This window comes from Aeromonas sp. FDAARGOS 1408, assembly GCF_019048665.1.
In the GTDB taxonomy this organism is placed as follows: Bacteria; Pseudomonadota; Gammaproteobacteria; order Enterobacterales; family Aeromonadaceae; genus Aeromonas; species Aeromonas dhakensis.
In genome coordinates this window covers 2919427-2934382 of record NZ_CP077394.1, presented here as the reverse complement: position 1 = coordinate 2934382, position 14956 = coordinate 2919427, and the positions used below count along the sequence as shown (strand labels likewise).

The following is a 14956-nucleotide window of genomic DNA, read 5'->3' as shown; positions in this document are numbered from 1 at the left end:
CGCGCAGCTGATGAAGATTCAGTCGATGGGCTCCGGGCAACACTTCATCGTGTTAGTGCACGGAGCACAGCCTCCTGACCGAGCATTTGAACAGGATGTACAACATTGAAAAACGGTCCAACAAAAATTCTGGTCGCAAAATACCCAGAATTTGCCGGTGAGTCAAATCTGCGACCCTGGCGCTACTCGTGGTGCAGGGTGATGCAGTCCAGTCCGCCGCTGCCGCGCAGCAGGGCCTCCGCCTGGTTCAAGCCGTCCCGTCGGTTGCTGGCAGCCTGCCCCACGAAATAGGGAGTGAGTCCGGCCACCTCGCGCTGCAACCAGGCGGCGAACGCCTCATTGAGGGGGGCGATGCTGGCGGCATTGGTGATGTAGAAGGGCTGCTGACGGGTGCCCATGATGCCGTTCATCCAGTTCACCTGCCGCTTGTCCACGCTGAAGGCGCCCGGGGTGGCGATGGGGGTCAGGCCGGCATCGCGCAGTTGCTGATGGATGAGGGCATGGATCTTGTGCCAGCGCTCGCCCTGCTGGCGCAGGTCGGTCACGCTCTTGGCAAGTTCCTGCCGCTCACTGTCGCTCAGGGTGGCATCGCTGGCCAGCACCTGCTCGATCAGCGCCGCGCCGGCGGCGTGATCGTTGAAGAGGATACGGCCGTCGGCCAGCGGGCGCATGGCCATGTCGAGGTGGAAACCGGGCTGGGCCAGGATCACCAGATCCCGCTCGGCCACCTTGAGCTCCTGCGCCATCAGGCGCTGGCTGATGGCCATCATGGCGAGGAAGCGGCGGGTCTGGTGCGCTTGCTCGGCCTCTGTCAGCCCAGTTCGCTGATAGCCGCCGGCCTGCAACATGCGGCCAAGCCGGGTCAGGGTGGCGGCATCGGCCGTCAGCGTCTGCAGCGCATCGGATATCTGCTCATCGCCGAAGTCGGCGTGCAGCCCGGCGGTTACCACCAGCCCTGCGTACTCCCGTTTGAGCTGGGCCAGCAGGTCGAAGGAGGCCGGCAGCGGCTGGCCGTGGATGGCGCGATAGCGCTCGGCGATGCGCTCCCCCTGTTGCGTGCTCAGAAACATGCGCTGCTCCGCCGCCTGGCGGGTCGCCCAGTTCACCTCGGACTGAGCCAGCTCGGCCTTGGCTCGTGCGGTTTTGGCAAAGGCGTGGCGCTGCGGCTCATCCAGCCCCTGTGGCAGCAGGTTGGCCGCCTCCAGCAGGATGAGGTCCACCTCGGTGTCATGGCCCTTCTGGAAGGTATGGGGGCTGCCCAGCCACTCCTCTTCGCTGAGTTGCAGCCGAAACTCGCCGTCGCGATCCATCTTCTGCTGGCGGGTGGCGATACGCTCACTGTCCAGCCGGCTGTGGTGCAGGGTGGTTTGCAGCAGGGCGTCTCGACCGATCAGGGCATAGGGGGTACCGTCTGGGCGCTGGCCGGTCAGCATGTTGCCACCATCGATGATGGAGAAGGTGGGGATGAGCTCGCGTCCCTGCGCCTCGGCGAAGCTGTTGGCCTGGGAGAGCATGTAATCATCCAGCCCCTGGGAATCCTGGCTGCCGAGGCTGTGGTGCCCCTCCTGCTCGGCCTCCGGGCTCTGCTCGGTGAGGGCGGTGACGAAGGCGTGGTAGCGCCCCTTGTCGGCCAGCGGCGCCTGGGGACGGAAGACGAGGGCGCCATCGCGCGACAGCCACATATTGTCCTCGGTCCAGGCGTACATATCAGCGTGGGTGCTGACCGAGAATCCCTGCTCCCTGCCGATCTGCTCCAGCTCTGCCACCAGTTCCGGCTCGGTCTGGAGGGGCAGGTGGAGCTGGTGGATCCGGTTGCCCAGATCGTCCTGGGCCAGCTGGAAGCTGCGCTCGAGGGCGGGGGAGTGCTGGCCGTTGCTGAGGGCGGGATCGTCCGGGAAGATCAGAGGGGCCGCGATGGCCGAGTGGAACCAGAAGAGGGTGGAGATGGCGAGTGCCACGCCGGTTTTGCGCATGATGATGTCCTGTTGTTATGGCGGGCTGGTGCCCGCAAGCCTGAACGTTGGCGTACGGCGCTGCGCCGCACGCTTCGGATGGAAACCATAAGGAGCTCGCCAAGAACCACAAGAGCGCAAATCTGAATTGACTTTTAACCCAGGCTAAACCGCGTTGAATATATTCACTTGATGACAAACGAGTCTTTTTTGATGCTGCTTATTTCCAGCAAAAACAGGGTGTTGCACTATTTCAATTGTCGATAGCGAGGGAGAGTCGGATATTTCAAAGCGGTGTCGTACGAGCCGTTAAATGCGAAGTTTTTAAGTGAGTAAATCGCCGGTGCGGGTCGGCAAGGTCAGCGGGAGGGGAATAACCAGGGGGAGGCACAGGGGCCAGCCCCCTTGACGAAGGCTGGCGCCGAGCCAGGGAGTGCCGTTACTCCCTTGCTGGCAGCAGCCAGGCCGCCGCCTGATAGGGGGCAAAGGTGGCGGTGGGCTGCCCCGGGTAGTTGCTTGTCAGCAGGGTGGCACCTGCCTCCACCTGGTCAAAGTGCGGCATGACCAGGGGGTGGTCAGTGAGATTGGCGAGCAGCAGCAGGGTGTGTCGCTCTGCGCTCGCCGGATCCTGCCAGCAGCGGCGATAGCCGATGCGCTCCTGGTCGTCCCCATCCAGCAACTCGAAGTCGCCGTGGCGAATGACGGGGTGGGCCTTGCGCAGGGCGATGAGCTGGCGATAGCAGTGAAACGGCGAGTCGGGGCGGGCGAGCTGCTCGGCGGCGTTGATCTCGAGGTGATTGGCGTTGAGGGCAATCCAGGGGGTGGCCGTGCTGAAGCCCGCGCGGGGACCAGCGTCCCACTGCATCGGGGTGCGGGCGTTGTCGCGGCCGATGGCATCGAGGCGCCGGGCGAGCTCGGCAGGATCCAGCCCTGACTGGCTGGCGCGGTAGTTGATCGCCTCCACATCGCGCAGCTCGCCCGGCTGCCAGTGGCGGTTGGTCATGGCGAGCTCCTCCCCCTGATAGATGAAGGGGGTGCCCTGCATCAGGTGCAGCACCATGGCCCACAGTTTGGCACTCACTTCGCGCCACTTCGGGCTGTCGTCGCCAAAGCGGGAGACGGCGCGGGGCAGGTCGTGGTTGCCGAGAAACAGGCTGTTCCAGCCCCGCCCGTGCAGCCCCTGCTGGTGGCGGGTCATGGCCCGCTTGAAGGCGAGGGGGTCGAAGCGGGATGACCACTTGTCACTGCCGAGCCCCAGGTGCTCGAAGTTGAACACCATGCTGAACTCGCTGCCGTCAGGGTTCGAATAGTTCTGCATATGGGCAAGGTCGGCCCCCCAGGTCTCCCCCACAGTGATGATCCCCTGACCGCCGAAGCTCTCGGCATTGAGCTCGCGGATATAGTCGTGCAGGCGGGGGCCGTTGCTCATGGCAAGCCGGTCCCAATCCTTGCTCACCATATCTATCACATCGAAGCGAAATCCCTTTATTCCCTTGCCCAGCCAAAAGTGGATCACCGCCGCCATTTCGGCGCGCACCGCCGGATTATCCCAGTCCAGATCGGCCTGACTGGGATCGAAGTTGTGCAGGTAGTAGCGATCCAGCGCCGGCACGTATTGCCAGCCGCTACCGCCAAAAATCGAGGTAACCGGGTGGGCATCGACGAAGGCCTGATCGCGAAACACGTAATAGGCCTGATAGCGGGGGTCGCCTGCCAGCGCCTGCACAAACCACGCGTGCTCGGTGGAGGTGTGGTTGGCGACGATATCCATCATGATGCCGATGCCGTGAGCGGCCGCCTCGGCGATCAGCTGCTCCATCTCGGCCAGGGTGCCGAAGGCGGGGTCGATGGCGCGGTAATCCGCCACGTCGTAGCCGTTGTCCCGTTTGGGGGAGCGATAGAGGGGGGTGAGCCACAGCATATCGACCCCCAGGGTGGCCAGATAACCGAGACGCTGGCGGATGCCGTTGATGTCGCCCATGCCGTCGCCGTCGCTGTCCTGAAAGCTCATGGGGTAGATCTGGTAGATGACGCACTGGTCGAGGTGGATAGAGTCTCTGTTCATCCGCTTGGCCGGTAGGGGGAGGAGAATGTCTATCTTACGCAGATGAGCGGGAAGTCAACAGGGTAGGGAAAACCTTGAAAAGGGTTCCATTGGTGGCTGATTGTCAGAAGTGAGGGGAGGGTCACAGCTGGGCCATCCCGAGCCATGGTTGTGGTCGGGATGGCAGGCACTTATTGCTGATGCAGTGCAAGGAAACGGGCTACTTGACCGCCTTGGCCTGCTCGCAGCGCTGCTCCTGCTGGCGCTCTGCCTTGTCTTGCTGGCGTTCCGCTTGGGCTTCCAGCTCCTTGCCGAGGAAGTAGTTCAGGAAGGTGCGGATCACCGCGATGATGGCGAGGCGAATGAGCTCCTCCTTGCTCGGTGCCACCGTGGTGGCCAGGATGTCGGCGGCGAGCTGGAATTCCAGCGCCAGAATGAGCCAGCTGCCGAAACAGAGCCGGATGCGCGGAAAGCCCGGTTGATGATCCCGCACCCGCGCCGCCAGCCAGAGGGTCTTGCCCAGCCCTATCACCACGCAGGCGATGGAGGTGATCTCCAGCAGCAGCTGGAACAGCTCGACCCCGTGCATCATGCCCTCTCGCAGGCTCGCTATCTCAAACACTCGGGTCACCTCCCTGATTCAAAAGAGGACACTATTAACACATCGCTCGGCAAAGGCCAAATCCGGCTCAGGCAAGCAGTTTGAATTCAATGACATAGAGCGGCGGCAGGGTGGGGTAGATGTCACGGATCACCTGTTTGAGCTCGGGCAGGGTCATGTTCTCCTGGCGGGCGTGCTCGTCATTGAGCTCATCGAAGGCGACCGCCTTGACCGAGAGCACCTCTATGGTGCCAAAGGGCTGGTGCTCCGGGTTGGTGAACAGGGCCAGGCGCTGGCCGGGTTGCCAGTTGGCCTCGCTCTCGTCGCGGATGGTGATGGTCTTGCGGCCGGCCTGGATGTCGGCGACGAAGCGGCTGAAGAAGGTGAACTCGGGATTGGTTGACATGGCACTCTCCTGACAGGGTGAATCGAAATGGGGTGGATTGAAATCAAAGGTCGAGATAGGCGCGCAGCCTGGCCAGATCGGCGATGACGGGGCCGTCGGGGCCATCGGCGACGATACCCTGTTCGATCAGCTCCTTGAGGGCACGCCGGTAGACCCGCTCCGTGGTGCCGAAGCGCGCCGCCTCGTGGGCCCGCTTGCGCGAACCCAGCATGGGGGTGCGCTGGCGCTCGCGCCACAGCTCGAAGGCGATGTTGTAGGCGATGGGGTGCAGCAGCCGGCTGGTGGTGATGTCCAGGGTGTCCAGGTAGTCGCTGGCGAGCGCCGCGGCGAAGAAGAGGGTCAGCTCGGGCTCGACCAGCAGTCGTTTGGCCAGCTTGTCGGCGCAGATGACGGCAGCGTCCAGCTCGGTCTCGGCCACCACGCTCCACTGCACCGGGGTGGCGCTGAAGAACTCCATCTCGCCGAAGATCTGCTGGTGGCACTCGATTTCGCCGAGTTGAAACAGCCGCCCCGAGTGCACCGCACTGTTGAGGGAGATGCGGCCCTGGGCCACCAGATAGAGCTGCTCGCACTGCTCCCCCTGCCGCATGATGGGCTCGCCCGGCAGGTAGCGGCGCGAATAGAGGGTGCAGGCCGTCAGCGCCGCGGCAAAGCGCGGTTCGAGTGCGGCAAGCTCGGCGTGAAAGCGACCGAGCGGATAGGGTTGTTGCTGCATGGGGAAGGCCCAGCTTGACGAGGGTCATGAGGCTAGCAAGAGCGCAGGCGGGATGCCAGCTTTGGCGACTCTGAATGTGCCGGGCTTAACGTTTTGCCGGGGCCGCTGCGGCCCCGGCAGACCCGCTCTATTGGGTCAGGGCGTGGAGGGCGGCGGTGATGGCCAGCCGCTCGCCGGTCATCATGGCGGCTTCGCTGGCCGCGTAGTTGCTCACCCCCGCTTGCACGTCCTGCTCGAAGGTCACCACGTTGCAGAGCACGGCGGCTACCCGCACCTTGCGCAGGCGCCCGACGGCGAGCAGGGAGGCGCTCTCCATGTCCGCCCCGAGCACCCCGCGCTGGTGCCAGTAGCGACAGACTTCCTGCTCGTCATCCCGATAGAAGCTGTCGTGGGAGCGCACCAGCCCGTGCCAGTGAGGATGCTCGCTGGCGCCGAGATGGGTGAGCAGGGCGGCCTGCAGGCGGATATCGGCGCAGGCGGGGTACTCGGGGGGCAGGTAGGCCTGCGAGGCGCCTTCGCTGCGCACCGCTCCCTCCACCACGATGAGATCCCCCAGCGCTATCTCATGCTGCAGGGCGCCGGCGGAGCCGACCCGGATGAGGGCGCGGGCACCCGCCTGCACCAGCTCCTCCAGCGCGATGACGGCGGAGGCGCCACCGATGCCGGTGCTGCACACCGTAATGGGCAGCCCCTGATAGCGACCGTTGATCAGACGAAACTCCCGGTGCTGGCCCAGCACATCACACTCATCGAGCTGGCCGGCGATGCGGTCAACCCGGGCCGGGTCGCCACACAGCACCACCCGCTCGGCGATCTGGTCCGGGCGGCATTGCAGATGGGGCAGCAGGCTCATGCGATCACTTCCTGTTGCGGACGTTTGGCGCTGACCATCCAGAGGCGTGTGCCGTTGGCGGCGATGAACAGCAGGATCAGGTACTCAAGGGACATGGCATAGACCCCCTGGGCGGCATAGACGCCGATGCTGATGATGTTGATGACCACCCAGAGGATCCAGTTCTCCACGTACTTGCGGGTCATCAGGATCTGGGCCACCACGGAGAGCACCGTCATGCTGGCATCCCAGAAGGGGAAGGCATCGGGGGAGGGCTCAGGGGTGGCTAGATTGGCGCCAAACAGGTTGAGCAGGGCGACGGCGGTGCGCGCCAGGGCGGCGAAGACCGGGTCGATATAGAGGGTCAACAGGGCGATGGCCAGCACGCTCACGGCGGCGGTGGCGATGAGCTTGGACTTGCTGAGCCAGCGGATCTGCAGGGTGTCTCCCTGGGCGTTGGCCGGGCGGGTCCAGGCGTACCAGCCATAGAGGTTGGCGCAGAAGAAGAACAGCTGCAGCAGCAACAAGCCGTAGAGCTGGATCTGGAAGAAGATGATGGCGAACAGGCTGACGTTGATGAGCCCGAACAGGTAGTTGATGGTCTTCTCCTGGCTGGCGCACCAGATGCAGGCCAGTCCGAACAGGGTGCCGACGGCTTCAATCCACGACATGGCGTAGCCACCGCCCAGCGGTATGGTCACCAGGGTGTGATTGATGCTGAACCACTCGAATATGCTCATTTTCATTTCCTTGGAAAATAGGGGGGAGTGAACCGGGCCTATTCTAGGGGCGGCGTGGGGGTCTTTGCAGGACTTTTGTCCGTGCAGGGCCGAGCCACCTCAAAGAATGGACAAACCGCAAGCAACTTTAGGCCCCCGATGACACCCTGATATGCGATGATGCCCTGCCCCTTTATTGATATGTCACAAAATGGGGATGAATTGGCTGTGGTCTGATGGGATCCGCCCTGCCGCGGTCGGGGTGGTGTTGAACGAAAGGAGCGAGCGTGAATTCCGAGCTGGTCTGGGTCCTCTGCATGCTGGTGGGCGCCATTTATCTGTTTGTGAGCAACAGGGTCCGCATGGACGTGGTTGCCTTGCTGATCATCATACTGTTCGTGCTGAGCGGCACCCTGACCCTGCCACAGGCGCTGGCGGGGTTCAGCGATCCCAACGTCATCCTGATCGCCGCCCTGTTCGTGGTGGGGGAGGGGCTGGTGCGCACCGGCATCGCCTATCAGGTAGGGGACGCACTGGTGAAGGTAGCTGGCAGCAGCGAGACCCGATTGCTGGTGCTGCTGATGGTGGCGGTCGCCCTGCTGGGGGCAGTGATGAGCAGCACAGGGGTGGTGGCCATCTTCATCCCTGTGGTGCTGAGCGTGGCGAACCGGATGGGGATCCCGGCCGGCCGGTTGATGATGCCGCTCGGCTTTGCCGGCCTCATCAGCGGCATGATGACCCTGGTGGCGACGCCGCCCAACATGGTGGTCAACAGTGAGCTGATGCGCCACGACATCCACGGTTTCGGCTTCTTCGGCTTCACCCCCATGGGGGTCATCATCCTGGGGATGGGGATCCTCTACATGCTGCTGATGCGCACCTCCCTGGTACGTAACGAGGAGGAGGGCAAGCACAAGCAGAGCGGGCGCAGCACCATGCGCGATCTCATTCGCGACTATCGGCTGGCCGGGCGTGCGCGCCGGCTGGCCTTGCGGCCTGACTCTCCCCTGATCGGCCAGACCCTGGACGAGCTGCAACTGCGAGCCCGCTACGGGGCCAATGTCATCGGGGTGGAGCGCTGGCGCAAGTTCCGGCGGGTGATGGTGACCGTCTCCGGGGTGACCGAGTTCCAGGCCAAGGATGTGCTGCTCATCGACATGTCCGACCCCGATGCGGACGTGCGGGAGTTCTGCAGCGAGGCGCGGCTCGAACCCATGATCCTGCGCGGGGAGTATTTTTCCGATCAGGCGCGGGAGGTGGGCATGGCGGAGGTGTCGCTCATCCCCGAATCCCGTCTGCTCGGCAAGAGCATCCGCGAGGTGGCGTTTCGCTCCCACTACGGCCTCAACGTGGTGGGGATCCGCCGCGCCGGCGAGGCGCTTGGCGGCAAGCTGGTAGACGAGGCGCTGCAGATGGGGGATACCCTGCTGGTGGTGGGCAACTGGAGCCTGATCCGCCTGCTGCAGACCCACAGCCGCGACTTCCTCTTGCTGGGGCTGCCGGCCGAAGTGGACGAGATGGCGCCGGCCCGCAGTCAGGCCATTCACGCCCTGATCGCGCTCGGGGTCATGATAGTGCTGATGGTGACCGATCCCGTGCCCAACGTGATAGCGGCGCTGATCGCCTGCCTGCTGATGGGCAAGTTTCGCTGCATCGACATGGAGAGCGCCTACAAGTCCATCCACTGGCCGACCCTGATCCTCATCGTCGGCATGCTGCCCTTTGCGCTCGCGCTGCAAAAGACCGGCGGGGTGGATCTCATCGTCGGCGCGCTGATCTCGGCGGTGGGGGAAATGGGGCCGCGGGTGATGCTGGCCAGTCTATTCGCCCTGTGCGCCGTCATCGGGCTGTTCATCTCCAACACCGCGACGGCGGTACTGATGGCCCCGATCGCGCTCGGCACGGCCCAGCAGATGGGGGTCTCGCCCTATCCGTTTGCCATGACCATCGCCATCGCCGCCTCGGCGGCCTTCATGACGCCGGTCTCCTCGCCGGTCAACACCCTGGTGCTGGGCCCTGGCAACTACAAGTTCGTGGATTTCGTGCGCATCGGCGTGCCCTTCACGGCGCTGGTGATGGTGGTGAGCGTCATCGCCATCCCCTGGTTCTTCCCGTTCTGACGACACATATGACATGGCGGCCTGCGGGCCGCTTTTTTATTGCCCGCAGTAATCTGACATGCAAAGGACGGCATAAAGCGGGAGCAGGGCATGAGCACCATCATAGAGAAGAGCACAAGGCCCAGCCGTTGATACATGGGAGGGGTTGCAGACGTGCGATGGAATGGAGAGGGGAAGAAGAGTGGCAAACGCCGGATACAAAAAAACCAGCCTGGGCTGGTCTGTTTGGTACTGCTTTCGATGGTGCGGAAGGAGAGACTCGAACTCTCACGCCTAGGGCGCCAGAACCTAAATCTGGTGCGTCTACCAATTTCGCCACTTCCGCAAGAGTAATGGTGGCTATGACGGGATTCGAACCTGTGACCCCCGCATTATGAGTGCGATGCTCTAACCAACTGAGCTACATAGCCGTCTTGTGTACGACTCGCGTCGAATACAAGTAAAAATGGCTGGGGTACTAGGATTCGAACCTAGGGATGGCGAGATCAAAACCCGCTGCCTTACCGCTTGGCGATACCCCAACAGTGTTCTTTACAATCAGATGATTGAAGGAACGTTTTTCAAAATGGTGGCTATGACGGGATTCGAACCTGTGACCCCCGCATTATGAGTGCGATGCTCTAACCAACTGAGCTACATAGCCGTTTGTTGTCAACCACTGGGTGGAAGAGAACAGAATGATGGCTGGGGTACTAGGATTCGAACCTAGGGATGGCGAGATCAAAACCCGCTGCCTTACCGCTTGGCGATACCCCAACAGCAATGTCTGACAGAAACTATCAAACATCTTTTTAAAAATGGCTGGGGTACTAGGATTCGAACCTAGGGATGGCGAGATCAAAACCCGCTGCCTTACCGCTTGGCGATACCCCAACAACAATGTCTGACAGAGTCTATCAAACATCTTTTAACAATGGCCGGGATACCAGGATTTGAACCTGGACACATTGACGAGTTCAACACCCATCACTGCTTCCCTTGACCTGTCACCGGCACTTTAATGCCGACAACTGAAATAATGGCTGGGGTACTAGGATTCGAACCTAGGGATGGCGAGATCAAAACCCGCTGCCTTACCGCTTGGCGATACCCCAACTAGAAATGGTGGCTATGACGGGATTCGAACCTGTGACCCCCGCATTATGAGTGCGATGCTCTAACCAACTGAGCTACATAGCCAACCTTGCTTCCAGTGCCTCGTTGCCTCGTCACTGTGCGGGCCGAATTATGCGTATCTGGCTCTGGGGCGTCAACCCTTTTTTTGTTTGAAAAAACGAATTTGAGTGCGTTTGGCGAGTTATTGGTCGCTGTCGCGCAAAAGCCCAACAATCTGGTTTTTTTTACGACATATCCAGCAGATAGGTGCTTGGGCCAGATAAAAAAGAGGCCAGCAAATGCTGGCCTCTCATGGGATTAGACGTTGAACAGGAAGTTCATGATATCGCCATCCTTGACGATGTAATCCTTCCCTTCGGCGCGCATCTTGCCCGCTTCCTTGGCGCCTTGCTCACCCTTGTAGGCGATAAAGTCTTCGAAGGCGATGGTTTGGGCACGAATAAAGCCTTTTTCGAAGTCGGTGTGGATCTTGCCCGCAGCCTGCGGGGCGGTGGCGCCCACCGGAATGGTCCAGGCCCGCACTTCCTTCACGCCGGCGGTGAAGTAGGTCTGCAGCTTGAGCAGCTCGTAACCGGAGCGGATCACCCGGTTCAGGCCCGGCTCTTCGATGCCCAGATCCGCCATGAACTCGGCGCGATCTTCGTCATCCAGCTCGGCGATGTCCGCTTCGATGGCGCAGCAGACTACTACCACGACGGCGTTCTCGGCGGCGGCGATTTCACGCACCTGATCCAGGTAGGGGTTGTTCTCGAAGCCATCTTCCGCCACGTTGGCGATGTACATGGTGGGCTTGAGGGTCAGGAAGTTCATGTGGCTGACGGCGGCCAGCTCGTCCTTGTCCAGCTTCATGCCGCGGATCATCTGGCCGTCTTCCAGCGCCACCTTGATCTTCTCCAGCACTTCCACTTCCAGCTTGGCATCCTTGTCGCCGCCCTTGGCGCGCTTGGACTGGCGGTTGATGGCGCGCTCGCAGGCATCCAGATCGGAGAGGGCCAGCTCGGTGTTGATCACCTCGATGTCGTCAGCCGGGGAGACCTTGCCCGCCACGTGAACGATGTTCTCGTCCTCGAAGCAGCGCACCACGTGACCGATGGCCTCGGTTTCACGGATGTTGGCCAGGAACTGGTTGCCGAGGCCCTCGCCCTTGGAGGCACCGGCCACCAGGCCGGCGATGTCCACGAATTCCATGGTGGTCGGCACAACGCGCTGCGGATTGATGATGGCCGCCAGCTGGTCGAGGCGGGGATCCGGCATCGGTACCACGCCGGTGTTCGGCTCGATGGTGCAGAACGGGAAGTTGGCGGCTTCGATGCCGGCCTTGGTCAGCGCGTTGAACAGGGTGGATTTGCCTACATTGGGCAGGCCCACGATACCGCATTTAAAACCCATGGATTGTTACCTTACGTGATGGATGCTGTTGAGGGGTCGTATAACCTGTTCACGCTCTTACTGCGAGGCCATGATCAAGGCTCATGTGCTGCTCGGAATCCTCACGTATACCTATACGCTCCGGTTCCTGCGCTGCGCTTCACCTTGCTGACGACCTCTCGTCACAGTGCGTGGACAGGTTCTTGGGCGACCCTGTCATATTGTGCGAGCCTGACGCGTGTCAGGCATCTCTATTCAGACTTTCTCGGCCTTGAAGCTGTGCAGCCGGTTCATGGCCTTGGTCATGTCCTGCTTGAACAGAATGTCGGTGGCGCGCAGGGATTCGTCGAGCGCGGCGTCGATCAGGCTCTGCTCGCTGCTGGGCGCCTTGGTCAGCACGAAACCGGCGACCAGCTCCTTGGCGCCCGGGTGACCTATCCCCAGCCGCAGCCGGAAGAAATTGTTGTTGTTGCCCATCTTGGCAATGATGTCCTTGAGGCCGTTGTGGCCGCCGTGCCCGCCGCCCTGCTTGAATTTGGCGATGCCGGGGGGCAGATCCAGCTCATCGTGGGCCACCAGCATGGCTTCCGGTTCGATCTGGTAGAAGCGGGCCAGCGCGGCCACCGCCTTGCCGGAGAGGTTCATGTAGGTGTTCGGGATGAGCAGGCGCACATCCTGGCCATCTACCTGGATGCGGGCGGTGTGGCCGAAGAACTTGGGCTCTTCGCGCAGGCTGACATTGTGCCAGCGTGCCAGTTGCTCCACATACCAGGCGCCCGCATTGTGGCGAGTCTTGGCATATTCCGGGCCGGGATTGCCCAGCCCCACGATCAGTTTGATTTGGCTTGTCACGCTTGATTTCTTCACTCGCTGCTTGCAATGGGCCGACTGCCCAGGGCAATGGGACGCAATATTCTAGCCGCCGACTGGCGATCACTCAACCAAAGCTCGGCCAGTGCCGGGGAAAAGCGGGGAACCGGTGGCCAACGTCAGCAAAACGGGCCCCAGTGCGGGGCCCGTTTTGTGGCTTGCCGGCGGGGGCCGGGTTATTGCGCGGCACGCACCAGGGTGACCGTCTCTTCGTCCAGGGCGGTCAGGGTGGGGCGCGCATCACGCACGTAGGCAACGAAGGAGGCGGCGTCGGTGCCGCAATCCACGCCGCTCGCCTTGCAGTCAAGCTGATGGCCGGCGGCATAGCGGGCGGTGAGCTGATCGCCGCGCTGCTCCACCCGCTCGACCGGGAAGCCGGTCAGCTTGCCATCCTGCCAGGCAAGATCCAGCCGCTCGGCTTGCTGCGCCTGGGCGCGGGCCAGCGCCTGCCAGCCATCGTTGCCGTTGGCGCTGTAGGCATTCATCACCACCCGATAGCGCTGGCTGTCCACCAGATCCTGCCACTGGCCGTCGGCGTTCTGCCACTGCAACTGGGTCAGGGCGCCGCCCTTGCCCGGGGTGGTCTCGGTGAAGGTGTAGCGCAGGTGGCCGCCGTAGGGGAACTTGCCGGCGTGGGCGCTGGCGGGCAGGGTGGCGGTGATGGTCTCGGTCAAGAGGGCGCGCACGTCGGCGCCGGTCAGGGTCAGCACCGAGAGCTGGTTCTTGAACGGCAGCAGGGTGAGCGCGGCATCCCCTTCGCGCAGCTCGCCGGCCGGCAGATCGGCGCGCACGCCGCCCACCGCCAGCAGGGCGAAGTGGACCGGACCGCCGGTCAGCGCCTGCACCGCCGGGGTATTGGCCCAGTAGTACTGCCCTTCGGCCACCAGGGGGGCGACGTCGGAGCCGTGGCTGTCGCTGCCGTTGTCGCCGGGGCGGCGGGCATTTTGCAGGGCGGCCGGGATGGTGGCGATGACGGGGCCGAACGCCTGCTCCAGAGCGGGCTTGTAGTGGCTGTCGATGATGCCGCGCAGGCGCGGGTCTTCATCCACGGTCACCAGGTTGGGCTGAGCGTCGATGAACTTGCCGGCCTGCTTGCTGCGGGTCTCATCCAGTGCCTGCTTGCGGGCGGGATCGGCGAAGAAGTCGCGGCTGGCCAGCAGCTGGTTCTGACCCTGACAGGCGATGACCCTGCCCTGGGCGTCGAAACTGACCCGGGCCAGCCCGATGGCCTGGGCATAGGAGCCGGCCTGTACCACGCAGGTCATGCCGACCCCGTCCGGGTTGGTGACAAGCGCCGCGTACTCGCCGGTGTTGCCCCAGCCGATGTTGCGAAAATCGCCGAGCAGGCTGTGGGAGTGACCGCCGACGATGGCGTCGATGCCGTTCACCTTGGCCGCCAGCGCCAGATCCCGCTGGTTGCCGATGTGGGTGAGCGCCACTATGTGGTCGATGCCGTGCTGGCGCAGCAGATCCACCGTGGCCTGGGCCGAGGTGACTTCATTGCCGAACCGCAGCTTGCCGACGTTGGGGGAGATGTTGGCCATGTCCTCCAGCACCAGCCCCATCACGGCGACCAGCTGCTTGCCCTGGGGCAGGTTGTTGATGTCGGTGACCGGGCTCTTCTGGTTGCCGTCGAAGGCGTAGATGACGAACGGCTTGAGGTTGGCGGCGTGGCGCAGATCCGGGTCGTCGCGGGTATCCAGGTTGGCGGCCAGCACCGGGAAGTTGACCCCCTTGATGAAGCGGGCCAGCTTCTGGTTGTCGAGATCGAATTCGTGGTTGCCCAGCGCCATGGCGTCGAGGCCGAACTGGCTCAGCAGCTCGGCGTTGGCCATCCCCTCGTTGAGCTTGAAGTAGCCGCTGCCCTGCCAGGCATCGCCGCCGTGCAGCAGCAGGAGCGGCTGGTTCTTGGCCAGCGCGTCGGCCTGGAAGGATTTCGCCATGGTGAGCAGGCGCGGATAGCCGCCGAAGCGGGTGTAGAGGGTGTCGGTTTCCCCCTGCTCGCCAAAGAGAGGCCCCTTCAGATCGGCGTTGACCGGGTCAAACTGGGAGTGGGTGTCGTTCATATGAGCCAGAGTCAGCACGAAAGGCTGGTTTTCATTGTTGGGCTGACAGGCGAACAGGAAGCTGCAGAAGGCGAGGAGCAGCAGCGGGCGCAAGCGATTCATGGAACAATCCTTAATCTGCGACGGGGCAGGGCAATACCGGGTGTA

The 14956-nt window shown here is 62.8% G+C and carries 11 protein-coding genes and 8 tRNA genes; 1 reads left to right on the top strand and 18 read right to left on the bottom strand.

Annotation, left to right across the window (positions count from 1 at the left end):
- Positions 1–182: 182 nt before the first annotated feature.
- From I6L38_RS13375 to pnuC, 7 genes are all read right to left on the bottom strand, one after another.
- Entirely contained in the window at positions 183–1973 is a 1791-nt protein-coding gene (locus I6L38_RS13375) for a hypothetical protein (protein ID WP_216988624.1), read from the bottom strand.
- Positions 1974–2391: 418 nt separating this feature from the next.
- A complete protein-coding gene (locus I6L38_RS13370; protein WP_216988623.1) occupies positions 2392–4017 on the bottom strand; it encodes an alpha-glucosidase in 1626 nt (541 codons plus the stop codon).
- Between the two features lie 199 nt (positions 4018–4216).
- On the bottom strand, positions 4217–4618 hold the full coding sequence (locus I6L38_RS13365; RefSeq protein WP_216988622.1) for a DUF1622 domain-containing protein: 402 nt from the start codon (positions 4616–4618) through the stop codon (positions 4217–4219).
- A gap of 67 nt (positions 4619–4685) precedes the next feature.
- A complete protein-coding gene (gene yqfB, locus I6L38_RS13360; RefSeq protein ID WP_216988621.1) occupies positions 4686–5003 on the bottom strand; it encodes a N(4)-acetylcytidine aminohydrolase in 318 nt (105 codons plus the stop codon).
- A 43-nt stretch (positions 5004–5046) separates the two neighbouring features.
- Positions 5047–5718 (bottom strand): Crp/Fnr family transcriptional regulator, encoded by a 672-nt coding sequence (locus I6L38_RS13355; RefSeq protein ID WP_216988620.1) that lies wholly within the window; start codon positions 5716–5718, stop codon positions 5047–5049.
- Positions 5719–5845: 127 nt separating this feature from the next.
- Positions 5846–6571, bottom strand: coding sequence for a nucleoside phosphorylase (locus I6L38_RS13350; protein WP_216988619.1), 726 nt, complete (start codon positions 6569–6571; stop codon positions 5846–5848).
- The gene (gene pnuC, locus I6L38_RS13345) at positions 6568–7290 is read right to left on the bottom strand and encodes a nicotinamide riboside transporter PnuC (RefSeq protein ID WP_201891811.1); all 723 of its coding nucleotides are present in this window, start codon (positions 7288–7290) and stop codon (positions 6568–6570) included. Before pnuC ends, I6L38_RS13350 begins: the two co-directional genes overlap by 4 nt.
- A gap of 266 nt (positions 7291–7556) precedes the next feature.
- Here pnuC and I6L38_RS13340 point away from each other — a divergent pair, with 266 nt between their 5' ends.
- Entirely contained in the window at positions 7557–9389 is a 1833-nt protein-coding gene (locus I6L38_RS13340) for an SLC13 family permease (protein ID WP_216988618.1), read from the top strand.
- 241 nt (positions 9390–9630) lie between these two features.
- Here I6L38_RS13340 and I6L38_RS13335 read toward each other — a convergent pair.
- The 11 genes from I6L38_RS13335 to I6L38_RS13285 all read right to left on the bottom strand — a co-directional run bounded on the left by I6L38_RS13335 (position 9631) and on the right by I6L38_RS13285 (position 14911).
- Positions 9631–9714 (bottom strand) — tRNA-Leu (locus tag I6L38_RS13335).
- Between the two features lie 8 nt (positions 9715–9722).
- A tRNA-Met gene (locus I6L38_RS13330) sits at positions 9723–9799 on the bottom strand.
- A 36-nt stretch (positions 9800–9835) separates the two neighbouring features.
- Positions 9836–9910, bottom strand: a tRNA-Gln gene (locus tag I6L38_RS13325).
- A gap of 45 nt (positions 9911–9955) precedes the next feature.
- Positions 9956–10032 (bottom strand) — tRNA-Met (locus I6L38_RS13320).
- Positions 10033–10070: 38 nt separating this feature from the next.
- Positions 10071–10145: transfer RNA gene (locus I6L38_RS13315), tRNA-Gln, on the bottom strand.
- Between the two features lie 42 nt (positions 10146–10187).
- A tRNA-Gln gene (locus tag I6L38_RS13310) sits at positions 10188–10262 on the bottom strand.
- Between the two features lie 146 nt (positions 10263–10408).
- A tRNA-Gln gene (locus tag I6L38_RS13305) sits at positions 10409–10483 on the bottom strand.
- A gap of 8 nt (positions 10484–10491) precedes the next feature.
- Positions 10492–10568, bottom strand: a tRNA-Met gene (locus I6L38_RS13300).
- 234 nt (positions 10569–10802) lie between these two features.
- Positions 10803–11894: a redox-regulated ATPase YchF gene (gene ychF / locus I6L38_RS13295; RefSeq protein WP_017781634.1), complete on the bottom strand. Its 1092-nt coding sequence runs from the start codon at positions 11892–11894 to the stop codon at positions 10803–10805.
- A 234-nt stretch (positions 11895–12128) separates the two neighbouring features.
- Positions 12129–12725, bottom strand: a complete 597-nt coding sequence (gene pth / locus I6L38_RS13290) for an aminoacyl-tRNA hydrolase (RefSeq protein ID WP_017765021.1) — start codon at positions 12723–12725, stop codon at positions 12129–12131.
- A gap of 194 nt (positions 12726–12919) precedes the next feature.
- A complete protein-coding gene (locus tag I6L38_RS13285; protein WP_216988617.1) occupies positions 12920–14911 on the bottom strand; it encodes a bifunctional UDP-sugar hydrolase/5'-nucleotidase in 1992 nt (663 codons plus the stop codon).
- Positions 14912–14956 lie beyond the last annotated feature (45 nt).